Raw genomic sequence first — 22,750 nt, forward strand, 5'->3', positions numbered from 1 at the left:
CGCAATGACGATTGTTGAGATGGCGTGGGGACTTAACTCGCGTCACGCCCGCAGCCCGGCAGCAGCAGGCGCCTCTTGACGCCTACTGTGCATGGGGTTGTTTTCGCGCTTTTTGTTCAGCCCCGCCCGACGAACGGCATCTTGGTCGCCATCACCGTCATGGTCAGCACGTTGGCATCGAGCGGCAGGCTGGCCATGTAGGCCACGGCATCGCCGACTGCTTTCGCGTCCATGCGCGGCTCGTGCTTGGTGGTGCCGTCGGGCTGCAGCACGCCGGGGCCGTTGACCATGCGGTCGGTCATCGGGGTTGCGGCATTGCCGATGTCGACCTGGCCGACGGCGATGTCGTACATGCGGCCGTCGAGATTGCTGGCCTTGGTGAGGCCGGTGATGGCGTGCTTGGTCGAGGTGTAGGCCGCCGAGAATGGCCGCGGCGCGTGCGCCGAGATCGAGCCGTTGTTGATGATGCGGCCGCCGCGCGGGGTCTGATCCTTCATGATGCGGAAGGCGTGCTGGGTGCACAGGAACGGGCCGGTGAGGTTGGTGTTCACCACGGCCTGCCATTGCTCGAGGCTGAGATCCTCGAAGTTGACGGCCGGCGCGCCCATGCCGGCATTGTTGAAGAGCACGTCGAGCCGGCCGTAGGTCGCCTTCACCTTGTCGAACAGCGCGGCGATGGAGTCCGGCTTGGTCATGTCGGCGGTGACGCAGAGGCTTTTTCCCGCGGGACCGAGCTTTGCCGTCTCCTCGAGCATGTCGAGCCGGCGGCCTGTGAGCACCACGGTGAAGCCGGTGTTCATCAGCGCCAGCGACGCCGCGCGCCCGACGCCGGTGCCGGCGCCCGTCACCAATGCGATCTTTTTCGCTTCACTCATCGTTTCCTGCCTTTTCTCTTCTGCTGTCAGGTTTTGGGTTCTTTGTCGTTCTTGTAGGGCGGGCGCGGAATGTTCTGATGCGCCGCGCGCAAGGCCGCCGACCAGCGCGAGCGCAGGTCGTGGAAATAGGGCTCGCCTGCCTCGATGCGATGGTTGAGATCGGCCTCGCAGGCTTCGTTGCGCACCACCAGCACGTCGATCGGCAGGCCGACGCCGAGATTCGAGCGCATCGTCGAGTCCATCGAGATCAGGCCGGTCTTCAGCGCCTCATAGAGCTCGACGTCGTAATGCATGGCGCGGTCGAGCACCGGCTTGCCGTATTTGTGCTCGCCGATCTGCAGGTAGGGCGTGTCGGTGGTGCACTCGATGAAATTGCCGGCGGTGTAGACCATGAACAGGCGCATCCGCGCGCCCTTGATCTGGCCGCCGAACAGGAAGGAGACGTCGAAGGACACGTCCTCGGATTTCAGCGCCGGCCCTTCGGTGGCATGCACCGCCCGGATCGCCCGGCCGATGCGCTGGGCGGCCTGGAACATGGTCGGTGCGTTCATCAGCGTCTCGATCTCGCCCGTATTGGGATCTTCGAGGCCCTCGGTCAGCGTCGACAGCACCGACTGGCTGATGGCGAGGTTGCCGGCACTGGCGATCGCCATGATGCGCTCGCCGGGCTTGGAGAAGATGTGCAGCTTGCGGAAGGTCGAGACATTGTCGAGGCCGGCATTGGTGCGGGTATCGGCGATCATCACCAGACCGTCCCGAACCAGGATTCCGCAGCAATAGGTCATTTCCGGTCCCCGAACGCGTTTGCGCGGAATTACTAGCCAATTTCAAGGGCCACTCCAACCCCCGATTGGGTCCGTCATTCCGGGGCGCGACGAAGTCGCGAGCCCGGAATCCATTCCTCCACCAACTCTGCGGCCAGATGGATTCCGGGTTCGCGCGACGCGCGCCCCGGAATGACGGTGCGAGACGGCAATTTAGTCCGCGGCATTCACCAGAAACGCCTCATCGACCGGCACGCCGAGCGCCGTCACCAGCCGGTTGGTCTCCGCGGCCATGCCGACGATGGCGAGCAGCTCCCCATATTCGGCCTCGCTCATGCCCTTGGCCCGTGCCGCGGCCGTGTGCGAATGGATGCAGTAGCTGCAGCCATGCGCGATCGAGACGGCGACGTAGAGCATTTCCTTGACCTTGGGATCGAGCGCGCCGGGAGCCATCACCTCCTTGATGCTCTCCCAGGTCCGCCGCAGCGTCTTCGAATCATGGGCCAGCGCGCGCCAGAAATTGTTGACGAAGTCCGATTTCCGCACCTTGCGGATATCGTCGAAAACGGCGCGCGCTTCGGCCGAGAGTTCATCATCCGAAAGTAATTTCACAGTCGCCATGGCTACCTCGCGGGTCTGATCCGATCCCGCGATTGTAGCACGCCGAATGTGTTCGGCTGGCGGCTCCTAGCTCTGCCGCTGGGATTGCGATTGCGACTGCCCGCCGCGGCCGGCCTGTTCGACCTTCACCGCCACCGTCAGCGTTTCCGTGCCGCCGCCGTAGCGCGTGCCGCGCACCGGGGCCGCGCCGAGATAGTCGAGCCCGATCGCGAGGCGGACATGCGCGTCGGTGGCGCAGATGCTGTTGGCGGGATCGAAGCCGACCCAGCCGAGATCGGGCACGTAAGCCTCTGCCCAGGCATGGCCGGCGTCCTGGTGCACCGTGTCGTCCGCACGCAGGAAATGTCCGGAGACGAAGCGCGCCGGCACGCCGCCGGCGCGGGCGCAGGCGATGAAGATGTGCGCGTAGTCCTGGCAGACCCCGCGCTTGAGCGTGAACGCCTCCGCTGCGGACGTGCCGCTGTTGGTGGGGTCCTCGTCGAACGTCATGTGATCGGTCACCTGCGTCATCAGCGTGTGCAGGAAGCCCAGCGTGTCGCTCTCGGCCTCGCTGCGCAACTGCCGCGCGACCGCCGTCATCGCCGGATTGACCGAGGTGAGGTCGGTGACGCGCAGGAACATGCCGGGGGGAAAGCGCTCATCGCTGCCACGCAGCACGCCGCCGGTGTCGTGGGTCTCGATCAGCCCTTCGGCAATGATCTGGATGTCGCCGACGGGCCCGCAGGACAGCACGTGGGTGACGTTGCCGAACGCGTCCTCATGCATGTCGAGCTTGGTGTCGGTGGAGACGTCGATCTGCCATTCCGCGACGTATTGCCCGTCATGGCTGCCCGGCGTCATGCGCAGGATCTGGATCACGCTGGTGGCCGGCGGCTCGTAGCGATAGGTCGTGGTGTGCTGGATTCGCAGGCGCATGGTGGACCGTGTCGTTTGTTGTAAGGCGTGACTGCCGTCGCAAAGAAGCTCGTCATGCCCGGGCTTGTCCCGGGGCATCCACGTTCTTCCTCGTCGCGCAAAAGCAAGAACGTGGATGGCCGGCACATCTAGCGCGAAGACGCGCTTCGCGCTTTTGCCAGGCCATGACAATATCCCCTGTCGTCAGTCGAGCGACATTAGATCAAATACTGCTTCGTGATGATTTCGCCCAGCCTGGAATTGTCCGCGATGAATTCCTGAATGAATTCATGCACGCCATGCTGGAAAATGTCGTTCATGTTGCTGTGTTCCAGCCGGTTGCGGATGCCGCGGGCGTGGCGCTGGGCCGGGCCCTGGCGGCCATAGGCGACGCCGATCTGGTCGAGATTGCGCACGAGATTGCCGTAGCAGCTGGCGAGCGAGCGCGGCAGCGTGTCGTTGAGGATCAACAGGTCCGCGATCAGCCAGGGCTTCAGCGTCTCGCGATAGACCCAGTGATAGGCCGTCAGCGCCGAGACCGAACGCAGGATCGAGCTCCACTGGTAGAAGTCGAGAGGCCCGCCGACATGCTCCTCCTCGGGCAGCAGCACGTGATACTTCACGTCGAGGATGCGCGCGGTGTTGTCGGCGCGCTCCAGGTGCACGCCCATGCGCGAGAACCAATAGGCGTCGTTGCGCAGCATGGTCCGATAGGCCGAGCCGTCGAAGCGCAGCGAGGTCTCCTGCACGAAGCGCAGGAATTTTGCGAGGTCCTCGCGCGTCGAGGTGCCCTTGCTCCACACCGCCTGAAGCTCGATCCAGGCCGAGTTGATGGTGTCCCACATCTCGCTGGTGAGGGCCGTGCGCACCGAGCGCGAGTTCAGCCGCGCCGCTTCGATACAGTTTCGGATCGAGGACGGGTTGTTCTGGGAGAACGAGAGATACTCGACGACGTTGTGCTCGTTGGCTTCCTCATAGGCCTGATAGAAGCTAGCGGCGACCCCGGCCGTGAGCAGCGCCGAATCCCATTCATTGGTCTTGCCGATATAGGCGGCGGGAAGCGCGGTGACGCGCAGCGTCGCATCGATGGTGCGCGCGAGATATTCGGCCCGTTCGACGTAGCGGGCGAGCCAGTAGAGGTTTTCGGCGGTACGCGACAGCATCTCTCTACTCGTCCAGAATCCAGGTGTCCTTGGTGCCGCCGCCCTGGCTCGAGTTCACCACCAGGGAGCCTTCCTTGAGCGCGACGCGGGTGAGCCCGCCCGGCACGATGGTCGTGCTCTTGCTGCCCGTGAGCACGAAGGGGCGAAGATCGACGTGACGTGGAGCGAGGCCCGACGCCGTGCAGGTCGGGCAGGTCGAGAGCGCCAGGGTCGGCTGGGCGATGAAACCTTCCGGCTCGCGCTTGAGCTTGTCGCGGAACGCTTCGATTGTCGCCTTGGTCGCGGCGGGACCGATCAGCATGCCGTAGCCGCCGGAGCCGTGCACTTCCTTGACGACGAGCTCGCTTAGATTGTCCAGCACATAAGCGAGGTCCTTTGGCTCGCGGCAGCGCCAGGTCGGCACGTTCTTTAGGATCGGCTCCTCGCCGAGATAGAATTTCACGATGTCGGGCATGTAGGAGTAGATCGCCTTGTCGTCGGCGATGCCGGTGCCGACGGCGTTGGCGAGCGTGATGTTACCGGCCGCGTAGGCCGACATCAGTCCGGGCACGCCGAGCACCGAATCGGGACGGAAGGTGAGGGGATCGAGGAAGTCGTCGTCGACGCGCCGATAGATCACGTCGACCCGCTTCAGCCCTTCCGTCGTCCGCATGAACACTTCGTTGTTCTTGACGACGAGGTCGCGGCCTTCGACCAGCTCGATGCCGAGCTTGTCGGCGAGGAAGGAGTGCTCGTAATAGGCCGAATTGTAGACGCCCGGGGTGAGCAGCGCCACCGTCGGCTCGCCGGAGGCGCTTTGCGGCGCGACCGAGCGGAGCGCTGCGAGCAGTTCGTCCGGATAGCGCTCGACCGGCGCCACCCGGTGGCGGGCGAACAGATCCGGAAACAGCCGCATCATGATCTCGCGGTTTTCCAGCATGTAGGACACGCCCGACGGCGTGCGGGCGTTGTCCTCCAGCACGATGAAGTCCTCGGCGTCGACCCGGACGATGTCGATGCCGGCGATGTGCACGTAGACGTCGTGCGGCACCTGCTGGCCGTTCATCTCGGGCCGGAACACCGGGTTCTGGAAGATCAGATCGTCGGGCACGATGTCGGCGCGGAGGATGTCGCGGCCGTGATAGATGTCGCGCAGGAACATGTTGAGCGCGCGCACGCGTTGCTTCAGGCCCTTCTCCAGCCGCGCCCATTCCTTGCCGGACATGATCCGCGGAATCACGTCGAAGGGGATCAGGCGCTCGGTGGACTCGGAATCGCCGTAGACCGCGAAGGTGATGCCGATCCGGCGAAACAGCAGCTCAGCTTCCTGGCGGCGATATTCGAGCGCCTCGGGAGGCGTCTCCTTGAGCCAGCGCGCCAGCTCCTGATAGGCGGGGCGGAGGTCCCCGCCGGGAATGTTCATTTCGTCAAACGCGACTGCCATAGATCCCGACTTGTCTCCCCAGGCGTTGCGCCATGCGCCAGGTCGCGTCGGCCTTGATGAGACCGCAACGTCCTGTGGCCATGCGTCAACAGTGCATGACTTTCATGTGGTAGCAAGGGCCGGGCCAGCGCGATAAGCATGGAGAGGGGGCATTTGCCGGCGACGGCCGGCGGCGTGCCTGAAAAAATGGCTGAAGACTGCTTATTTCAGAAGCAAAACCGCGTGACTTCAACGCGTTACCTCGGCAAAGTCGGCGTCACAGGTGAGGGACTTAAGGCATGAGCGAGATCGTCACGGCGGGCATTCTGGTCATCGGAGACGAAATCCTGTCCGGCCGGACCAAGGACAAGAATATCGGCTTCATCGCCGAATACCTGACCAATATCGGCATCGACCTGAAGGAGGTCCGCATCGTCTCCGACGACGAGCCGGATATCATCGCTGCACTGGATGCATTGCGGCATCGCTACACCTACGTCTTCACCACGGGCGGCATCGGGCCGACTCATGACGACATCACCGCTGATGCCGTGGCCAAGGCGTTCGGCGTCGGTATCGACCATCATCCGGAAGTGGTCGCCCGCTTTCGCGAGCGCTGGAGCGAGCAGGACCTCAACGAGGCCCGACTACGCATGGCCCGCATCCCCGACGGCGCCGAGCTGATCCAGAGCGCGACCATTCTCGCCCCCGGCTTCAAGATCGGCAACGTCATCGTCATGGCCGGCGTGCCCTCGATCATGCAGGCGATGATGGACATCGTCTCGCCCAAACTGAAGTCGGGCGTGCGCATGCTGTCGGACTCGGTCCGGGCCAATGCGCGCGAGGGCGATATCGGCGGACCGCTGCGGGCGATCGCTGCCGCCCATCCCGACACCATCATCGGCAGCTATCCCTTCATGGACGAGGAGCAGAAGCCCAACACCAATCTGGTGGTGCGCTCGCGCGATCCCGAGAAGCTCGCGGCGGCAATGGCCGCGGTGAAGGAAATGCTGGCGGGATTGAACGTCAACCGCTAGCAGGGAATTGCCGGACGAGATTGCAGGAGACAGGCGATGGCTGGTGAAGCACCGGAACTGAGTGCGCAGGAGCGGGCAGGCAAGGCCTTCCCCGTCTCGTGGGACCAGTTCCACCGGGATTGCCGGGCGCTGACCTGGCGGCTCAACGAGGTCGGTCCGTTCCATGCGGTGATTGCGATCACCCGCGGTGGCCTGGTGCCCGCCGCGATCGTGGCGCGCGAGTTAGGGGTGCGCGTCATCGATACGGTCTGCGTCGCCAGCTACGACCACAACAAGCAGGGCGAGCTCCAGGTGCTCAAGGGCATTTCCGAGGCGACAATGACGCTCGGCGGCGGCACCGGCAAGGGCCTGTTGATCGTCGATGACCTCGTCGATACCGGCAAGACCGGCAGGATGGTGCGCGAGATGCTGCCCGATGCGCATTTCGCCACCGTCTACGCCAAGCCGATGGGACGCCCGCTGGTCGACACTTTCATAACTGAGGTGTCGCAGGACACCTGGATCTTCTTCCCCTGGGACACAGCACTGTCCTACCACCCGCCGCTGCGCGACGGCGCGGCGTGACCAGAGCGAATGGCGAGTAGCGAATGGCGCGTAACACCGACCCCATTCGCCATTCGCCATTCGCCACTCGCCCCCTCCAGAACCGAGTCACACCCACCGGCGAGATCATCGCCACCCCACACCGCGGTCTGTTCACCGGCAATCGCGGCATCATCCACGATCCCGCGACGAAGACGCTGCTGAAGAAGCGCTGGTCGACGCCGGCCTGGATCACATGCCTGTGCGAATTCCGCGGCTGGCGGCGGCCGGTGATGGCGCGGCGGAGCTGGACCGAGCTGTTCTTTCTCGACGAAGCCACCGCCTTTGCTGCCGGACATCGCCCATGCTTCTTCTGCCGGCGTGACGATGCCAACCGGTTTCGCGCGGCATGGGAGAGGGGAAACGGCGCAAGCAAGGTGAGCGCAAAGTCGATGGACGCAAAGCTGCACCTGGAGCGTCTGGATCACGGCCGTAAGCGCCTGCACCCACTGCGAGGGCCGCTCGCAGACTTACCCGATGGTGTGATGGTGCAGCAGGGCGAGCAGAGCTATCTTGTGACGAAAGGCCGGCCGCTGCTTTGGTCGCCAGCCGGCTATGCCCGTACCGAGCACGAACTGTCGAGTGCGATGCTGCTGACGCCTCCATCCACATTACGGGCGTTCAGCGCCGGATATCGACCGGCGTTGCATCCGACCGCTCCGGACTAGCCGAGCGACCTGCGGATCACCGCCATCACCCCAGCCTCTCGCGCGCCAGCGCCGCGCCGGCGCCAAGCGCCATCAGCTTGGTTTCGGCGATCTCGCGCCGCATCGGCGCCATGCCGCAATTGGTGGTGGCGATGATGTTGCTCTTGGGCACGAATTGCGACACCGCCTCGATCACCTTCACGACGTCCTCGGCCGTCTCCACCGTGTCGCTGGCGACGTCGATGACACCGGCCTGCACGATCTTGTTCTTCAGCAGCGCGAGCAGGTCGAGCGGCACCTTGGAATTGCGGCACTCGATCGCGACCTGCTGGATCGGGCTTGCGTCGATGGCCGGAAAGATCTGCTCGTATTGCCGCCATTGGCTGCCGAGCGTCTCCTTCCAGTCCGTATTGGCCTTGATGCCGTAGCCGTAGCAGATGTGCACGGCGGTGGCGCAGGCGAGGCCCTGTGCGGCGCGCTCCAGCGCCTTGATGCCCCAATCGTTGACCTCGTCCATGTAGACGTTGAAGGCGGGCTCGTCGAATTGCACGAGATCGACGCCGTCGGCCTGCAAGGCCCTGGCTTCCTCGTTCAAGAGCTCGGCGAAGGCAAAGGCCATCTTGACCCGGTCGCCATAGTAGCGGTCGGCAATGGTGTCGATGATGGTCATCGGGCCGGGCAGGGTGAATTTCAGCTGCTTCCTGGTGTGCGTGCGCGCGACGCGCGCCTCGAAGGCATGGACGCGGTCCTTCAGCCGCAGCGGCGCGACCACCTGCGGCACCATCGCCTTGTAGCGGTCTTTCCGGATGCCCATCTCGACCTTGTGGGCGAAATCGATGCCCTCGATCTTCTCCAGGAAACCGTGCACGAAGTGCTGCCGGGCCTGCTCGCCTTCGGTGACGATGTCGATGCCGGCGTCCTCCTGGAGCTTCAGCCAGATCAGCGTCGCATCGCGCTTGGCGCGGAGCAACTCGTCGCCTTCGGACTTCCAGGGCGCCCAGAGCATGTTCGGCTCGGCGAGCCATTCCGGCTTCGGCAAGGAGCCGGCGATCGTGGTTGGAAACAGCATGGCGGCCCTCCCGGCAGATTGTTGCGCCCCTTCCTGCCATGTCCTAACGTCGAGGTACAGAACAACAAAAGTCGTCATTGGCTGGCGGCAGCGATAGGGACGGCGCAAGGGAAGGCCCATGATCGACCTCTATTACGCGCCGACGCCGAACGGCTGGAAAATCTCGATCATGCTGGAGGAGCTCGGGCTTCCCTATCGGGTGATCCCCGTGAATATCCGCGCCGGCGAGCAGTTCAATCCTGAGTTCCTGGCGATCTCTCCGAACAACCGTATTCCCGCGATCGTCGATCACGCGCCCGCTGATGGCGGCGAGCCGTTCTCGGCGTTCGAGACCGGCGCGATCCTGATCTATCTCGCGGAGAAGACCGGCCGCTTCCTGCCCGCCGATTGGCGCGGCCGCTCCACCACGATCCAGTGGGTGATGTGGCAGATGGCGGGCCTCGGGCCGATGCTCGGCCAGCACGGCCATTTCGCGCTCTATGCGGCCGAGAAGATCCCTTACGCGATCGAGCGCTATCGCGACGAGGCGGCGCGGCTCTACGGCGTGCTCGATCGCCAATTGGCCAGGACTGGCGCCTATGTCGCCGGCGACTATTCCATCGCCGACATCGCCTGCTTCCCCTGGACCATGACCCACAAGGCGCAGGGTTTTACGCTCGACGACTATCCCAATGTGAAACGCTGGTATGCCGAGGTCCGAGCAAGGCCGCAGGTGCAGGCGGGGCTAGCGATCGGAAAATTCGTGAAAGAGCCGTTCGACGAGGAATCACGCAAGATCATGTTCGGCCAGAGAGCTAAGGAAGTGTTGGGAAGGAAGTAGTGCCACATCCGTCATTCCGGGGCGCGACGAAGTCGCGAGCCCGGAATCCATCAGGCAGCGTAACGAGAGGCGAAATGGATTCCGGGCTCGCGCCCAAAGGCGGCGCGCCCCGGAATGACAGCAAAAAGGAACCCCCATGATCGAATTCTTCTTCGACTGCTCCAGCCCCTGGACCTATCTCGCCTTCCACAACATCCAACCGCTCGCCAAGGAGTTCGGGGCCGACATCACCTGGCGGCCGATCCTGGTCGGCGGCATCTTCAACACCGTCAATCCGAGCGTCTATGCCCAGCGCGAGAAGCCGGTGCCGCTGAAGGCGCGCTACATGAAGAAGGACCTCGCCGACTGGGCGCGTTCGGCGGGCCTTGCAATGAAGATGCCGCCAACGGTGTTTCCGGTGAACAGCGTCAAGGTGATGCGCGGCTGCCTCTGGCTCGGTCAGGACATGGTGCCGTTCGCGACATCGGTGTTCGAGGCCTATTGGGGCGAGGACAAGGACATCTCGCAGGACGCGGTGCTCGCGGAGATCTGCAGAAAGGTCGGCATCGACGAACAGAAGTTCTTCGCCGGCATTGCCGAGCAGGGCATCAAGGACCAGCTCAAGGCCAATACCGAGGAGGTCGTCGCACGCGGCGGCTTCGGCTCGCCGACGATCTTCGTGAACAAGAGCGACATGTATTTCGGCAATGATCGCCTGCCGCTGATCCGCGAAGCGCTTCAGCGCAGCAAGGCGAGCGCGGCCTGATGGTGCGCGCCGTCGTCTGCCGCGAGCTCGGCGCGCCCGAGCGTTTGCTGTTGGAGGAGTTTCCGTCGCGCGCGCTAAAGCCGGGCGAGGTACGCGTCGCCATCCGCGCCGCCGGGCTGAACTTCCCCGACGTGCTGATGGCCGCCGGCGAATACCAGCTCAAGCCGGAGCTGCCGTTCACGCCGGGCATGGAAGCGGCCGGCGACGTCACCGAGGTGGCATCGGAGGCAAGCGGCGTTGCCGTCGGCGACAAGGTCATCGTGAAGATGCGCTTTGGTGCCTTCACGGATGAAGCGGTGGTCACGCCGTCGCAGCTCACTCCCATGCCGTCCACCTTCGACTATGCGGAGGCTGCGACCTATCTCGCCGGCCACGGCACGGCCTATCACGCGTTGATCGATCGCGGCCGGGTCGCGCTCGGCGAGGTGCTGCTGGTCCACGGCGCCGGCGGTGGCGTCGGCCTTGCCGCTGTCGAGATCGGCAAGATGCTGGGCGCGACCGTGATCGCGACCGCCTCCAGCGACGAGAAGCTCAGAATCGCGAAATCGCGCGGCGCCGATCATCTCGTCCGCTACGACCGCGAGCCGTTCCGCGATGCCGTCAAGCGCATCACCGAGGGGCGCGGCGCCGACGTCGTGTTCGACCCCGTCGGTGGCCAGGTCTTCGAAGATTCGATGCGCTGCATCGCCTGGGGCGCGCGGCTCTTAGTGATCGGCTTCACCGGCGGCATCGGCTCGGCCAAGACCAATCTCCTGCTGATCAAGGGCGCCAGCGTGCTCGGCGTACGCGCCGGCGAAGCGGTGCGGAAGAATCCTGCGCTCGGCGAGGTCCGCCTGAAGGCGCTTTTGCAATGGGCGGAGGAGGGCAAGCTGCGCCCCAACGTCTCGCACCGCCTGCCGCTTAAGGACTATGCGAAGGCGATGCGGTTGTTGATCGACCGCAAGGCGATCGGACGCGTCGCGCTACTGATGTGACGTCCGCGCGACGGTGTCGCGGCCGCCCGGCGCGTAGCCGAGGCAGGTCCGCACGATCTGGCCGCAGACGGCGTCACGCGCATTTCCGATGTCGGTATTCCCGGCATATTGCACCTCGGTGACCTTGCCGCGAGCAAAGCGCAACTGCACGCGACAATAGCCCGAAGGCGCCTGGCCTCCGATATTCAGGCCGGGCGGAAGCGTGAGCGTGGGCGGCGCGATGCCGCCGGGAGGGCTCGCCGCGTGCTCGTACATCCAGATCTCGCCCGAACCGTCCTTGGCGGTTCCGGCCGGCAGGCCGGCGCACATGCGGATCGCCGACTGGTCGAGACCGATCAAGCTGGCTCGTCCGCGCTGCGCCCACTCGGCGTCCTGCTCGGCACAGCCGGCAAGGACGAGTGGCGCGAGAGCCGCCATTCGCAGGCAAAGTTGCATCGGCATCGCTTCCCTGTGCGATGCGAACGATAGCGCAAGGTGGTTTTGCGATGCAGCAGGCCTGTCGACCGACTGTCCATGCGCACTTGGCATGGATCAAACAGCCGAGTTGCGCGTTACGGCGCGCTACGCGCTCGTCACTTGTACTCGCGCTCCGTCCACCACGGGAAGTAATCCGGCATGTCGGTGGACACCTTGTTCTTGAAGTGCGCGGGACGCTTCTCCAGGAACGACACCACGCCTTCCTTGACGTCGTCCGAGCGGCCGCGGGCGTAGATGCCGCGGCTGTCGACCTTGTGGGCTTCCATGGGATCGTCGGCGCCCATCATGCGCCACATCATCTGGCGGATCAGCGCGACCGACACCGGCGCGGTCTTTGCCGCAAACTCCTTGGCGAGCGCTCGGGCGGTCGGCAGCAGATCATCGGGGGCCACGACCTTGCTGACGAGGCGGCCCGCAAGCGCTTCCTGCGCCGGGAAGACACGGCCCGAATAGCACCATTCCAGCGCCTGCGAGATGCCGACGATGCGCGGCAGGAACCAGCTCGAGGCCGCCTCGGGCACGATGCCGCGCTGGGAGAACACGAAGCCGAACCGCGCAGCCTCCGAGGCGATGCGGATATCCATTGCAAGCTGCATGGTGACGCCGATGCCGACGGCCGGGCCGTTCACCGCCGCGATCACGGGCTTGAGGCATTTGAAGATGCGCAACGTCACCTGGCCGCCGCCGTCACGCACCTGCGGGTCGCTATAGTCGACCTTGCCGTCGGCAAAACGCTTGACCGGCCCGCGCCGCGCGTCGCGATCGAACGTGTCGGCACCGGAGGAGAGATCGGCGCCCGCGCAAAAGCCGCGGCCGGCGCCGGTGACGATGATGGCGCGGACGTTATCATCCTTGTCGGCGGTGTCGAACGCGTCGATCAGTTCGGCTTGCATCTGCGCGTTGAAGGCGTTGAGCTTGTCGGGCCGGTTCAGCGTGATGGTGAGGATCTGATCGGCGACCTCGTACTTGATCGTCTCATACGCCATGGTGGTTTCCTTCCCTGTTTCTTTGTCGCTCTCTCTAGCACGTCATTCCGGGGCGCGCGAAGCGCGGGCCCGGAATCCATTTGTCCACATCAGTAATGCGGATGAGTGGATTCCGGGCTTGCGCCAAGAGGGCGCAACCCGGAATGACGAGCGAGCGTTTGTTACGCCGGCGGCTTCGGCCAGGGCCGCTGCGGGCCGCGCAGGCCTTCGAACGCCTTGGCCATGCCGAGCACGCCGATGTCGTCGAAGCGGCGGCCGACGATCTGCACGCCGATGGGAAAACCCCTGGCGTCGAAGCCGCCGTTGAGGGAGATCGCCGGGTTCTCCGACATATTCCACGGCACGGTATAGGCGATGTGCTCGAACGGCTTCATGGGATCGTTGGTCGGCGACGCCCATTCCGCCGGAAAGTTCACGTTCGGCGCGGTCGGCGAGATCACATAGTCCAGCTCGCAAAAGAGCTTCGCCGCAGCCGCGCGGATCGCCATGGTCTGGTTGAAGCCGCGGATGACGTCGACGCCCGAGAGCTTGGCCCCGGACTCGCCCCACTTGAAGATATAGGGCAGCACCTTGGCCTGCTCGGCCGGCGTCAGCTTGGACAGATCGTCCCACATCCGCGCGCGCCAGAAATTGTCGAGACCGTCGAGCATCTCGCGCGTGAGGATGCCGTCGACCTCGGTGACGACGCTGCCTGCGGACTCGAATGCCTTCGCGGCCTTCACTGCGACCTCGCGCACCGGCTTCTCCAGCGCCAGGCCGCAGCCGGGATCGAGCATCAACCCGATGCGTAGTTTTCGCGGAGATTTCTCCAGCCCCTTCCAGTTCAGCAGCTCGGCCGGCAGGCTCATGCCGTCGCGGCGGTCGGGCTTTGCGATCGCGCTCATCATCAGCGCGCAATCGTCGACCGTGCGGGTCATCGGGCCTGCGACACGGCCGACATAGGTGGGGTCGATCGGCACTCGGCCAAAACTCGGCTTCAGGCCGACGAGGCCGCACCAGCCGGCGGGCAGGCGAACCGAGCCGCCGATATCGGTGCCGAGATGCAAGGGCCCGTAGCCGGCCGCGGCGGCGGCGCCTGCGCCGGCGCTGGAGCCGCCCGGGTTCTTGCTGAGATCCCACGGGTTGCGCGCGAGCGCATGGAACGAGGACAGCCCGGAGGACAGCATGCCGTAATCGGGCATGGTGGTCTTGGCGAAGATGATGCTGCCGGCCTCACGCAGCCGCGCAGCGGGCGGCGCGTCCTTCTCGGCCGGCACGAGCTTGACGCTGGCTGCCCCCAGCGGCACCGGCACGCCCTTGGTCGCGATGTTGTCCTTCACCGTCACGGGCACGCCGTCGAGCGGCCCGGAGGGCTCGCCGCCGGTCCAGCGCGCGGTCGAGGCCTTTGCGGCCTCGCGCGCGCCATCGGGGTCGAACGCATAGAGCGCCTTCAGATGCGGTTCCCACGCCGCGACATGCGCGAGCACGTCCTCCAGCACCTCGCTCGGCGAGAACTGCTTGGCACGATAACCCGCGATCAGGTCGACCGCGGACAGATCGTGCAGCGAGGTGACCGCCTCGACGCTCTTTTTATGCATTGCCACCCACCGGCATGCGCGTCTCGACGATGCGGGCGAACATGCTGGCACCGATCGGCAGGATCTTGTCGTCGAGCACGAAGCCGGGATTGTGCACGGGCACCGAGCCGTCATGGCCGACCCAGAAGTAAGCGCCGGGAATCGTCTCCAGCATGTCGGCGAAATCCTCGCTGCCCATCTTCGGCTGGATGCGGGTGATCACGTTGGCGGGATCGACGATGGTGCGCGCGACCTCCTCGACCACCTTGGACTGCTCGACCTGGTTGACCAGAACGCCGAACGTGTCGCGGATGTCGGCTTCGATCGTGCACTGATAGGCGGCGGCGATGCCGGCGCAGATGGTGCGGATGCGCTCGGCGATCAGGGCGCGGACCTCGTTGGAGAAGGTGCGGATGGTGCCGCACAGATGCGCATCGCCCGGAATGACGTTGTAGGCGGAGCCGGCATGGATCTGGGTGATCGAGATCACCGCGGCCTGCAGCGGGTCGACGTTGCGGCTGACGATGGTCTGGATCGCCTGCGCCAGTGTGGTCGCAATGACAACCGCGTCCTTGGAGCGCTCGGGCATCGCGCCATGCGCGCCGTAGCCGGTGATGCGCAGGTCGAAGAAGTCGGCACTGGCCATGGCCGGGCCCGGCAGGATCGCGATCTCGCCATGGTTGAGGTCGGGCGCGTTGTGCAGGCCGTAGAGCTCGTCGCAGGGAAATTTCTCGAACAGCCCGTCCTTGATCATGGCGCGGGCGCCGCCGAGGCCTTCCTCGGCCGGCTGGAAGATCAGGTGCACGGTGCCGTCGAAATTCCGGGTCTCGGCGAGATAGCGCGCGGTGCCGAGCAGCATGGTGGTGTGGCCGTCATGGCCGCAGCCGTGGAAGCGGCCGGGGATCTTCGAGCTCCACTTCAGATTGGTGTTCTCTTCCATCGGCAGCGCGTCCATGTCGGCGCGCAGCCCGATGCGCTTGCTGCCGGTGCCCTTGCCCTTGATGACGCCGATCACGCCGGTGCCGCCGAGGCCGCGATGCACTTCGATGCCCCAGCTCTTCAGCTTGTCGGCGACGATGCCGGAGGTGCGCACTTCCTCGAAGCCGATCTCGGGATGGGCGTGGAGGTCGCGCCTGATTGCGGTGAGTTCGTCGGCGTAGCCGTCGATGCGATCGATCGTGGGCATGTGGTCCTGTCCGGTTAGCGTGAGGGAGGCGTGAATACGGGGCCGTTCGGCTTGATGCGGATGCCCGGGCGCAGGCGCGTCCAGGGTAGCGAAGCGGTGTCGGCCGGCATCGCACCGGGCGCGGCACAGATCATCAGCTTCTCGGCGATCGGCTCGAAATCGGCGCGGAAATGCACCGAGCTCTTGTTGACCAGGATTTTCTGTTCGGTCGGCTCGATGCCGACATAGCGGTACATCGCCTGGTCGGCGAGCTGGGCCTTGTGCGAAGAGACGACGATGCGGACATCGCCGATGCGCAAGGCTGCGGACGGGCCCATCTCCATCTCGCGGCCGCCGTAATAGGGACCGGGCGCGATGAAGCGGCCGTCCGAGAGCTGCTCGACCACGAAGGTCTCGCGATAGGGCTCGTCGCCGGGGATGCCGGACTTGCCGCCGAGCGACAGCGTCACGGTGGCGCCGACGCCGGCTGCGTGCGCGGCCTTGGCCGATTCCGGATCGTAGATCGCGCCGGTTGCGGCACTCGCCTTGTTGCGCACCAGCGCGCGCAGCATGCCCGTGGTGTCGGAATCGCCGCCGGCGCCCGGATTGTCCTGGGTGTCGGCGATGATGATCGGCTTGCGCGCGCCCTTGGCAAGTTCCATGGCGTGGCGCACGCCGTCGTCAGGCGTCCAGATCTTGCCGTCGAAATCGTTCTCGTGGCTTTCGATCAGCTTCAGAAGCGCGTCGGCCGCACGATCGGCGTCGTGTTGCGTCTTGCCGTAGGCGAACACGCTGGGGCCGCAGTCGCGGAAATCGGCGGCGGGAAAGCCGGGCGCGAAAGAGAGGGTGGGAACGGCATCGCTCTCCAGCGCGGCGAGTCTTTCGTAGATGCCTTTGGTGGGCTGGTCGTTGGTGCATTGCCAGCTGATCGGGATCAGGAATGGCAATTGCCGGAAGGCCTTTGCGAAGCGCTGCTTCGTCTTCAGCAGCAGCGCGAGATGGCGCGCGCAGGCGCGGCCGGTCTCGGCCATGTCGACATGCGGATAGGTGCGGTAGGCGATCAGCGCGTCGGCATGCTCCATCATCTCGGGCGTGACGTTGGCGTGGAGATCGAGGCTGGTGACCAGCGGAACATCCTTACCGATGACGCGGCGCACGCGCGCCAAGATCTCGCCTTCGCCGTCGTCGAGATGCTCGGTCACCATCGCGCCGTGCAGGTCGAGATAGACGGCGTCGATCGGGCCGGCGGCGGCGATGCCGTCGACCATGACCTTCACGATGCGCTCGAATGCGTCTTCGGTGACATGCGCCGACGGGCTCGCGCCGCAGGCGATGGTCGGAATGAGTTCCCAGCGGTTCGCCTCGGCGCTGTCGACGAAACCGGCGAGCCCGACATTGATGCGGCGCATCACCTTAAACACGTCGGCACCTTCAGTCATCGCCGGCCAGCCGCCGCCATGCTGGAAGTCCGCGAATGTCGCCTTCGTCGGAGCGAAGGTGTTGGTCTCGTGCAGGAAGCCGCCGACGGCGATGCGTGTCATTCAGTTCAGTCCCAATTGAAAGTGCGCGACGTTAGCCTTGCCCTTGCGAGGAGGGCAAGGTGAGGAAGCACTCGCGACGTGCATAGGGTCAAGACGATTTGGGAATGCTGCGCCCCATACTCCGCCGTCATTCCGGGGCGCGCCCTCTTGGGCGCGAGCCCGGAATCCATCGTGCGACAGAGTCCGCGGCTAAATGGATTCTCAGGTGCGCAATTGCGCACCATAGCTCATCGCTTCGCGATGCCCCGGAATGACAGAGGAGAGAGCTACAGTGTCGCCCCCACGCCTTCCGCCACCGGCCTGAAGTTCGCAAAATCCCAACCCCGCCCGGGCGCCGCATCCAGCAGCGCCTTGGTGTAGGCCTCCTTAGGATGCGTCAGCACTTCGGCGGCCGGTCCCTGTTCGACGACGCGGCCGTGCTGCATCACCACGACCTCGTCGCAGATCTGGGCTGCGACGCGGAGGTCGTGGGTGATGAACAGGATGGCGATGCCGAGCCGCTTCTGGATCTCGTCGAGCAGCTCCAGCACCTGCGCCTGCACCGAGACGTCGAGCGCGGAGACCGCTTCATCCGCGACCAGCACGTCCGGATCGAGCGCGAGCGCCCGGGCGATCGCGATGCGCTGGCGCTGGCCGCCGGAGAATTGGTGCGGATAGCGCGACACCGCATCCGGCGGCAGGCCGACCAGCTCGAGCAACTCGCGCGCCCGCTTCATCGCGTCGGCGTGCGCCACGCCGTAATTGACCGGGCCTTCGGCGATGCTCTCGCCGACGGTGACGCGCGGATTGAGCGAACGATAGGGATCCTGGAATACGATCTGGATCTTCTGCCGATGCGGCTGCAACAGGCGGCGCGAGATGTCGGCGATCTCGCGGCCGGCGAGGCGCACGCCGCCGGAAGTCGGATCGATCAGGCGCACGATGCAGCGCGCAACCGTCGACTTGCCCGAGCCGCTTTCGCCGACGATGCCGAGCGTGCGGCCCTTGCGCAGGGTCAACGTGACCTTGTCGGCAGCGACGACCTCGCGGCCTTTGCCGAAGAAGGCGCGCTCCTTGTAGACCTTGCCGAGCTCGTTGGCCTCCAGCACCACGGGCTCGCGGGTTTCCTCGCGCGGCGGGCGCGGCACCAGGCTCGGCACCGAGGAGAGCAGGTTGCGGGTGTATTCCATGGTCGGATTGCGCAGCACGGTCTCGAGCGGACCGGTCTCGACCAGCCGGCCCTGCCGCATCACCGCGACGCGGTCGGCGATCTCGGCGACCACGCCCATGTCGTGCGTGATGAACAGCACGGCGGTGCCGTGATCGCGCTGGAGCTCGCGGATCAGCGACAGGATCTGCTTCTGCGTGGTGACGTCGAGCGCGGTGGTCGGCTCGTCGGCAATGAGCAGCTTCGGCTCCAGCACCAGCGCCATCGCGATCATGATGCGCTGGCGCTGGCCGCCGGAGAGACGGTGCGGGTAGGAGGCGAAGATGCGCTCGACCTGGGGCAGGTGGACCTGCTCCATCATGTCGAGAATGCGCTTCCTGCGCGCTTTGGCATCGAGTTTGGTGTGGGCGCGGAGCACCTCGTCGATCTGGCGGCCGACCGGCACCACCGGATTGAGCGCGGTCATCGGCTCCTGGAAGATCATCGCCATCTTGGTCGCGCGCAGCTGGCGCAGGCGGCGGTCGGTGGCGGTGAGCAGCTCCTCGCCGACCAGCTTCACGCTGCCGCCGGTTGGCACCAGCGTGCCCTTCGGCAACAGGCCCATGGTGGTGAGCGAGGTCACCGACTTGCCCGAGCCGCTCTCGCCGACGAGGCACAGCGTCTCGCGCTCGCGCACCTGGATCGAGATGCCGTCGATGATGTTGGCGCCTTTCGGCTGCTTGCCGATGGAGACGACGAGGTTGTTGATGTCGAGGATGGTGTCGGTCACGTCAATTCTCTCCGTCATTCCGGGGCGCGACAAGGTCGCGAGCCCGGAATCCATCGGGCCGCAGCACGCGTGGTGAAATGGATTCCGGGCTCGCGCTACGCGCGCCCCGGAATGACAACGCTACTCGCATCACTTCCCCTCCCGCTGCTTCATGCGCGGATCGAGGGCGTCGCGGGCGGCGTCGCCGATCAGGTTGATGCTGAGGATGGCGATGGAGAGCAGCAGGCCCGGCCAGAAGATCAGCGATGGCTTGATCTGGAAGTACTGGCGGCCCTCGGCCATGATGTTGCCCCAGGTCGGCGTCTCCGGCGAGATGCCGGCGCCGAGGAAGGAGAGGATCGCCTCGGTCAGGATGGCGCTGGCGCAGATATAGGTGCCCTGGACGATCAGCGGCGCGATCGTGTTCGGCATCAGGTGGCGCCACATGATCTTCGGCAGGCTCGAGCCGACCGAGATCGCGGCCTCGACGTAAGGCTCCTCGCGCGCCGACAGCACGACCGAGCGGACCAGGCGTGCAACGCGCGGAATCTCGGGGATCGTGATCGCGATCAGCACGGTCCAGAGGCTGGCGCCGGACAGCGACACCACGGCGATCGCGAGCAGGATGCTCGGCATTGCCATCAGGCCGTCCATGACGCGCATCATCACGGAATCGACCAGCTTGAAGAAGCCGGAGACGAGGCCGATCGCCAGCCCGATGGCGATCGACAGGATCGCCGCACCGATGCCGATCAGAAGCGAGATGCGGCCGCCATAGATCACGCGCGACAACACGTCGCGGCCGTAGGCGTCGGTGCCGAGCAGGAACTGTGCGGAAGATGGCTTGAGCCGCTGCGACGGGGCGAGCTGGATCGGATCATGCGGCGCGATCAGCGGCGCGAGGATCGAGACTACCACGATCAGCGCGAGCAGGCACGTCGCGGTGGCGATGATCGGGGTCGAGGTGAGGAATCCGAATCGCGGCCGCAGCGGCGACGTGATCGGAATGGAGGACTGGGGAAGGGTATCGACCGACATTTTGTTCTTGTCCTTGCCTCAGTACCGGATCCGGGGATCGAGCAGGGTGTAGGCGACGTCGATGAGAAGATTGACGACGACGTAGATCAGCGAGGTCAGCAGGATCATCGCCTGGATCACCGGATAGTCGCGCGCCAGCACCGCATCGACGGTGAGACGCCCGATGCCGGGGATGTTGAACACGCTCTCGGTGACGACGACGCCGGAGATCAAGAGCGCAAAGCCGGTGCCGATCACGGTGATCACGGGCACGGCGGCGTTGCGCAGAGCATGGCGCATCATCACCGCAACCTCGTTGATGCCCTTCGCGCGCGCCGTTCGCACGTAGTCTTCGCCGAGCACGTCGAGCATCGCCGCACGCGTCATGCGCGCGATCAGTGCGACGTAGATGAAGGACAGCGCGCAGGTCGGCAGGATCATGCGCTCGAAGAACGGACCGAAGCCGTTGAAGATGCTACGGAAGCCCTGCACCGGCACCCAGCGCAGCTCGATCGCGAAGACCTGGATGAGGACATAGCCGACCACGAACACCGGCACCGAGAAGCCGAGCACGGACAGACCCATCACGAAACGGTCGATCCAGGTGCCGTGCTTCCACGCCGCGATCACCCCCAAGGGAACTGCGACGACGACGGCGAGGATGATGGTGCACAACGCGATCGAGATCGAGGGCTCGACGCGCTGGCCGATCATCTTCATCACCGGCAAATTGGAGATCAGCGACGTCCCGAGGTCGCCGTGCAGCAGCTTGTTCACCCAGGTGACGAACTGCACGATCAGCGGCTCGTTGAGGCCGAGCGATTCGCGGATGCGCTCCAGCCGTTCCGGGGTCGCGTTGTCGCCGGCGAGGATCGCGGCGGGATCGCCGGGGGTGAGGCGGAGCAGGAGGAAAACGAACAGCGCGACCACGCCCATCACGGGCACGGCGGCGAGAATTCGGCGAAGGAGATATCCGAGCAAGTTGGATCCGTCAGTTTAGAGTCAAATTGGGCAGGGCTCTTCGGCCAGCCTGCCATCAGCCTAACATTTCAGCAATTCCCGTGCCACGAGGGCCACAGTTTTTGCGGTGCAGCCAATCTTCGTAGGGTGGGCAAAGCGGAGCGTGCCCACCTGCTTTCGGTCGGGAAAACGGTGGGCACGGCGCTTTGCGCCTTTTGCCCACCTACGGGATCGCTTCGCGATCACTCCAGCGTCGCCAGCAGCCCCGCCATCAGCCGTCCTCGCTCAGCGAGACTCTCGACTTCGATATACTCTTCGAGCGTGTGGACATTGCCGCCGCGCACACCGAGGCCGTCGAGCGTGGGGATTCCCATCGCGCCGGTGAAGTTGCCGTCCGAGCCGCCGCCGGAGCTTGCATGCGGTAATTCCATGCCGAGAGATTTGGCAATGCCGCGGGCCTTCTCGTACAGCGCCATGGTGCCGGCATTGGGCTCCCAGACCGGCCGCGTCACGCCGCGCGTGACCTTGAAGCTGACGTCGTTGCTGGTGCCGGACAACGCCAGCATCCGCTCGACGCCGCGGTCGAGATCGGCCTGGCGCTTGGCCATGGAGAGCGCCTCGCCCGTCGCCGTGGTAGCAACGCAATTGACCCATTGGCCGCCATGCACGACGCCGACCGAGAAGGTGCAGTCCTCCGTCGTCATGGCGTCGATCGCGAGGATCTGTCGCGCCATCTCGCGGATCGCCGAGCGTCCCGAGGACAGCGTCGCGCCGGCGTGGCTCGGCCGGCCCGTCGCTTCGAGGTTGAAGCGTGCGATGGCGTAACGTCCGGTGGTGACGCCGTTGTCGGCGCGGCCGGGCTCCGGCACCAGCACGTATTTGTTGCGCGCGGCTTCCGCCTCGATGATGTCGCGCGTGGAGGGCGTGCCGACTTCCTCATCCGGCGTGAACAGCACGGTGATCGGCAATGGGGTCGTGAACGAGGCGCGTGCCAGCTGGCGGATGGCTTCCAGCGAGAGGTAGTTGCCGCCCTTCATGTCGTAGATGCCGGGGCCATAGCACTTGTTGCCCTCGCGCCGCCATTTCAGCTTCTCGATGGTGCCGACCGGGTGGACGGTATCCATGTGCCCGGCGATCAGGATGCCGGGCTCGCCCTGCTTCGGATGGGGGAAACGCGCGCGGATGACCCCGCCGAAGCCCTGGCGGCCGGCGATGCGCTCGATCGTCGCACCCATGATCGCCATATCTCGCGCTGCGATATCGAGCATGCGGTCCACGGCACCGGCATCCCAGGTGGGGCTTTCACATTCGATCCAGCCGCGCAGGCCTTCGAGCATGGCCTCGGAATCAAAGGGAAGATTGGCAGGATTCATCTCAATGTCTCTCAAGCTTGGAAAGATGGAACGCGCATTGCATTGGCGCGGACGGGACAAGCGGAGGGTGTTGTAGAGCCAAACCGATCTTTGTGGAGCCCGTGCGCGCGCCGCAAGGGCTTGCACCGAAACCGGATTGACGCGCTTCACCCTGTCTGCAAGTCTCGAAAGACGAAGGCATTGCATG

General features: G+C 65.2%; 22 protein-coding genes. 6 read left to right on the plus strand and 16 right to left on the minus strand.

Annotated elements, in window-relative coordinates; genetic code table 11:
* Positions 1–116: 116 nt before the first annotated feature.
* The 6 genes from I6F33_RS12255 to I6F33_RS12280 form a co-directional block, all read right to left on the minus strand.
* Positions 117–875 (minus strand): SDR family oxidoreductase, encoded by a 759-nt coding sequence (locus I6F33_RS12255; RefSeq protein WP_036029803.1) that lies wholly within the window; start codon positions 873–875, stop codon positions 117–119.
* Between the two features lie 26 nt (positions 876–901).
* The gene (locus I6F33_RS12260) at positions 902–1,660 is read right to left on the minus strand and encodes a proteasome-type protease (RefSeq protein ID WP_036046219.1); all 759 of its coding nucleotides are present in this window, start codon (positions 1,658–1,660) and stop codon (positions 902–904) included.
* A 192-nt stretch (positions 1,661–1,852) separates the two neighbouring features.
* The gene (locus tag I6F33_RS12265) at positions 1,853–2,260 is read right to left on the minus strand and encodes a carboxymuconolactone decarboxylase family protein (RefSeq protein WP_225142654.1); all 408 of its coding nucleotides are present in this window, start codon (positions 2,258–2,260) and stop codon (positions 1,853–1,855) included.
* Between the two features lie 66 nt (positions 2,261–2,326).
* On the minus strand, positions 2,327–3,175 hold the full coding sequence (locus I6F33_RS12270; RefSeq protein ID WP_036015358.1) for a transglutaminase family protein: 849 nt from the start codon (positions 3,173–3,175) through the stop codon (positions 2,327–2,329).
* Positions 3,176–3,372: 197 nt separating this feature from the next.
* Positions 3,373–4,317: an alpha-E domain-containing protein gene (locus I6F33_RS12275; RefSeq protein WP_036015356.1), complete on the minus strand. Its 945-nt coding sequence runs from the start codon at positions 4,315–4,317 to the stop codon at positions 3,373–3,375.
* A 4-nt stretch (positions 4,318–4,321) separates the two neighbouring features.
* Positions 4,322–5,740 (minus strand): circularly permuted type 2 ATP-grasp protein, encoded by a 1,419-nt coding sequence (locus I6F33_RS12280; RefSeq protein ID WP_036015353.1) that lies wholly within the window; start codon positions 5,738–5,740, stop codon positions 4,322–4,324.
* Between the two features lie 278 nt (positions 5,741–6,018).
* On the opposite strand from I6F33_RS12280, the gene I6F33_RS12285 reads away from it, so the two are divergent.
* The 3 genes from I6F33_RS12285 to I6F33_RS12295 are packed head-to-tail and all read left to right on the plus strand — an operon-like array spanning position 6,019 to position 8,006.
* Complete coding sequence (locus tag I6F33_RS12285; RefSeq protein ID WP_036046217.1) at positions 6,019–6,756, plus strand: molybdopterin-binding protein; 738 nt, start codon at positions 6,019–6,021, stop codon at positions 6,754–6,756.
* Between the two features lie 36 nt (positions 6,757–6,792).
* Positions 6,793–7,320, plus strand: coding sequence for a xanthine phosphoribosyltransferase (gene gpt / locus I6F33_RS12290; RefSeq protein WP_036015348.1), 528 nt, complete (start codon positions 6,793–6,795; stop codon positions 7,318–7,320).
* Positions 7,321–7,343: 23 nt separating this feature from the next.
* A complete protein-coding gene (locus tag I6F33_RS12295; RefSeq protein ID WP_225142656.1) occupies positions 7,344–8,006 on the plus strand; it encodes a hypothetical protein in 663 nt (220 codons plus the stop codon).
* A 25-nt stretch (positions 8,007–8,031) separates the two neighbouring features.
* Here the strand turns inward: I6F33_RS12295 and I6F33_RS12300 are convergent, their stop codons facing one another.
* Entirely contained in the window at positions 8,032–9,054 is a 1,023-nt protein-coding gene (locus tag I6F33_RS12300; protein WP_225142658.1) for a methionine synthase, read from the minus strand.
* Positions 9,055–9,172: 118 nt separating this feature from the next.
* Between I6F33_RS12300 and I6F33_RS12305 the strand changes: the two genes are divergently transcribed.
* From I6F33_RS12305 to I6F33_RS12315, 3 genes are all read left to right on the plus strand, one after another.
* Positions 9,173–9,874: a glutathione S-transferase N-terminal domain-containing protein gene (locus I6F33_RS12305; protein WP_225142660.1), complete on the plus strand. Its 702-nt coding sequence runs from the start codon at positions 9,173–9,175 to the stop codon at positions 9,872–9,874.
* Positions 9,875–10,010: 136 nt separating this feature from the next.
* On the plus strand, positions 10,011–10,619 hold the full coding sequence (locus I6F33_RS12310) for a 2-hydroxychromene-2-carboxylate isomerase (RefSeq protein WP_225142662.1): 609 nt from the start codon (positions 10,011–10,013) through the stop codon (positions 10,617–10,619).
* On the plus strand, positions 10,619–11,593 hold the full coding sequence (locus tag I6F33_RS12315) for an NADPH:quinone oxidoreductase family protein (RefSeq protein ID WP_225142664.1): 975 nt from the start codon (positions 10,619–10,621) through the stop codon (positions 11,591–11,593). The genes I6F33_RS12310 and I6F33_RS12315 overlap by 1 nt, the downstream gene beginning before the upstream one ends.
* On the opposite strand, the gene I6F33_RS12320 is transcribed toward I6F33_RS12315, so the two are convergent.
* The 9 genes from I6F33_RS12320 to I6F33_RS12360 all read right to left on the minus strand — a co-directional run bounded on the left by I6F33_RS12320 (position 11,582) and on the right by I6F33_RS12360 (position 22,563).
* Positions 11,582–12,028, minus strand: a complete 447-nt coding sequence (locus I6F33_RS12320) for a hypothetical protein (protein WP_225114408.1) — start codon at positions 12,026–12,028, stop codon at positions 11,582–11,584. The genes I6F33_RS12315 and I6F33_RS12320 overlap by 12 nt on opposite strands.
* A gap of 137 nt (positions 12,029–12,165) precedes the next feature.
* Complete coding sequence (locus tag I6F33_RS12325) at positions 12,166–13,056, minus strand: crotonase/enoyl-CoA hydratase family protein (RefSeq protein WP_036045899.1); 891 nt, start codon at positions 13,054–13,056, stop codon at positions 12,166–12,168.
* A gap of 161 nt (positions 13,057–13,217) precedes the next feature.
* Positions 13,218–14,633 carry an amidase gene (locus I6F33_RS12330; protein WP_225142666.1) on the minus strand — a complete coding sequence of 472 codons (1,416 nt, stop codon included), beginning with the start codon at positions 14,631–14,633 and terminating at the stop codon, positions 13,218–13,220.
* Positions 14,626–15,798 carry a M20 aminoacylase family protein gene (locus tag I6F33_RS12335; RefSeq protein ID WP_036015333.1) on the minus strand — a complete coding sequence of 391 codons (1,173 nt, stop codon included), beginning with the start codon at positions 15,796–15,798 and terminating at the stop codon, positions 14,626–14,628. Before I6F33_RS12335 ends, I6F33_RS12330 begins: the two co-directional genes overlap by 8 nt.
* 14 nt (positions 15,799–15,812) lie before the next feature.
* Positions 15,813–17,318, minus strand: a complete 1,506-nt coding sequence (locus I6F33_RS12340) for a M81 family metallopeptidase (RefSeq protein ID WP_225142668.1) — start codon at positions 17,316–17,318, stop codon at positions 15,813–15,815.
* A 266-nt stretch (positions 17,319–17,584) separates the two neighbouring features.
* Complete coding sequence (locus I6F33_RS12345; RefSeq protein WP_225124813.1) at positions 17,585–19,234, minus strand: dipeptide ABC transporter ATP-binding protein; 1,650 nt, start codon at positions 19,232–19,234, stop codon at positions 17,585–17,587.
* Between the two features lie 129 nt (positions 19,235–19,363).
* Positions 19,364–20,251 (minus strand): ABC transporter permease, encoded by an 888-nt coding sequence (locus tag I6F33_RS12350; protein ID WP_036029754.1) that lies wholly within the window; start codon positions 20,249–20,251, stop codon positions 19,364–19,366.
* 18 nt (positions 20,252–20,269) lie between these two features.
* Positions 20,270–21,211 carry an ABC transporter permease gene (locus I6F33_RS12355; protein WP_225114725.1) on the minus strand — a complete coding sequence of 314 codons (942 nt, stop codon included), beginning with the start codon at positions 21,209–21,211 and terminating at the stop codon, positions 20,270–20,272.
* Positions 21,212–21,432: 221 nt separating this feature from the next.
* Complete coding sequence (locus tag I6F33_RS12360) at positions 21,433–22,563, minus strand: M20/M25/M40 family metallo-hydrolase (RefSeq protein WP_036015323.1); 1,131 nt, start codon at positions 22,561–22,563, stop codon at positions 21,433–21,435.
* Between the last annotated feature and the right edge of the window lie 187 nt (positions 22,564–22,750).

Origin of the sequence: Bradyrhizobium sp. BRP20, assembly GCF_020194215.1 — a bacterium.
GTDB classification, from domain to species: Bacteria; Pseudomonadota; Alphaproteobacteria; order Rhizobiales; family Xanthobacteraceae; genus Bradyrhizobium; species Bradyrhizobium yuanmingense.

Excerpts from the sequence above, each read along its gene's own strand:
- I6F33_RS12255 (WP_036029803.1), bottom strand. The coding sequence starts at position 875 with ATGAGTGAAGCGAAAAAGATCGCATTGGTGACGGGCGCCGGCACCGGC.
- I6F33_RS12260 (WP_036046219.1), bottom strand. The coding sequence starts at position 1,660 with ATGACCTATTGCTGCGGAATCCTGGTTCGGGACGGTCTGGTGATGATC.
- I6F33_RS12265 (WP_225142654.1), bottom strand. The coding sequence starts at position 2,260 with ATGGCGACTGTGAAATTACTTTCGGATGATGAACTCTCGGCCGAAGCG.
- I6F33_RS12270 (WP_036015358.1), bottom strand. The coding sequence starts at position 3,175 with ATGCGCCTGCGAATCCAGCACACCACGACCTATCGCTACGAGCCGCCG.
- I6F33_RS12275 (WP_036015356.1), bottom strand. The coding sequence starts at position 4,317 with ATGCTGTCGCGTACCGCCGAAAACCTCTACTGGCTCGCCCGCTACGTC.
- I6F33_RS12280 (WP_036015353.1), bottom strand. The coding sequence starts at position 5,740 with ATGGCAGTCGCGTTTGACGAAATGAACATTCCCGGCGGGGACCTCCGC.
- I6F33_RS12285 (WP_036046217.1), top strand. The coding sequence starts at position 6,019 with ATGAGCGAGATCGTCACGGCGGGCATTCTGGTCATCGGAGACGAAATC.
- gpt (WP_036015348.1), top strand. The coding sequence starts at position 6,793 with ATGGCTGGTGAAGCACCGGAACTGAGTGCGCAGGAGCGGGCAGGCAAG.
- I6F33_RS12295 (WP_225142656.1), top strand. The coding sequence starts at position 7,344 with ATGGCGCGTAACACCGACCCCATTCGCCATTCGCCATTCGCCACTCGC.
- I6F33_RS12300 (WP_225142658.1), bottom strand. The coding sequence starts at position 9,054 with ATGCTGTTTCCAACCACGATCGCCGGCTCCTTGCCGAAGCCGGAATGG.
- I6F33_RS12305 (WP_225142660.1), top strand. The coding sequence starts at position 9,173 with ATGATCGACCTCTATTACGCGCCGACGCCGAACGGCTGGAAAATCTCG.
- I6F33_RS12310 (WP_225142662.1), top strand. The coding sequence starts at position 10,011 with ATGATCGAATTCTTCTTCGACTGCTCCAGCCCCTGGACCTATCTCGCC.
- I6F33_RS12315 (WP_225142664.1), top strand. The coding sequence starts at position 10,619 with ATGGTGCGCGCCGTCGTCTGCCGCGAGCTCGGCGCGCCCGAGCGTTTG.
- I6F33_RS12320 (WP_225114408.1), bottom strand. The coding sequence starts at position 12,028 with ATGCAACTTTGCCTGCGAATGGCGGCTCTCGCGCCACTCGTCCTTGCC.
- I6F33_RS12325 (WP_036045899.1), bottom strand. The coding sequence starts at position 13,056 with ATGGCGTATGAGACGATCAAGTACGAGGTCGCCGATCAGATCCTCACC.
- I6F33_RS12330 (WP_225142666.1), bottom strand. The coding sequence starts at position 14,633 with ATGCATAAAAAGAGCGTCGAGGCGGTCACCTCGCTGCACGATCTGTCC.
- I6F33_RS12335 (WP_036015333.1), bottom strand. The coding sequence starts at position 15,798 with ATGCCCACGATCGATCGCATCGACGGCTACGCCGACGAACTCACCGCA.
- I6F33_RS12340 (WP_225142668.1), bottom strand. The coding sequence starts at position 17,318 with ATGACACGCATCGCCGTCGGCGGCTTCCTGCACGAGACCAACACCTTC.
- I6F33_RS12350 (WP_036029754.1), bottom strand. The coding sequence starts at position 20,251 with ATGTCGGTCGATACCCTTCCCCAGTCCTCCATTCCGATCACGTCGCCG.
- I6F33_RS12360 (WP_036015323.1), bottom strand. The coding sequence starts at position 22,563 with ATGAATCCTGCCAATCTTCCCTTTGATTCCGAGGCCATGCTCGAAGGC.